Raw genomic sequence first — 523 nt, 5'->3', positions numbered from 1 at the left:
GTTTAACACGTTGCCGACTGGCGGGGTGATTAAGCCAATGGAGGTGTTCAAAATATAGAGTACGCCAAAATACACGGGATCAATCCCTGCTTCTTCCACCAATGGCATTAGGACAGGGGTGAGAATCAGCACGGTAGTGGTGAGATCCATCACCATTCCGATTACAAACACCACAAGCATAATCACCATTAATAACAGGGTTGGGGATTCAATCAATGGTTCGAGTAATTCCGTCATCATTTGCGGTAATTCGGCGATTGTAATAAGCCAGCCTGTTACGTTGGCAGCAGCGAGGTCATGAGCTGCCCACGTGTCAGACCAGAAAAAGGGAAGACGCGGGCCCGTCGTATCGACTTCCGACATGTGATCGACAGTCTGGCAAAAAAGCCCGGTGCGTTCTGCCATGCAACGCTGAGAAATGACATCCTGCCAGACGATGAATGGCGGAGGCTGTGGCGTCGCTTATGTAATCATCTGGAACCCGACATGGCAGGCAGGCTGATGGTACATGCTCTGAAACCTG

The 523-nt window shown here is 50.5% G+C and carries 1 protein-coding gene and 1 pseudogene; one reads left to right on the top strand and one right to left on the bottom strand.

The annotated features are described in order from the left end of the window. Nucleotides 1–237: SLC13 family permease (locus AC5O77_RS22625; RefSeq protein WP_494507278.1), on the bottom strand; the 237-nt coding region annotated here is incomplete at its 3' end. Between the two features lie 33 nt (nucleotides 238–270). Here AC5O77_RS22625 and AC5O77_RS22620 point away from each other — a divergent pair. Next, a pseudogene (locus tag AC5O77_RS22620) lies at nucleotides 271–523 on the top strand (IS21 family transposase); the annotation flags it as partial.

Source organism: Stenotrophomonas sp. INTA L402-1 (assembly GCF_059295135.1).
This window is presented reverse-complemented; position numbering and strand designations above follow the sequence as displayed.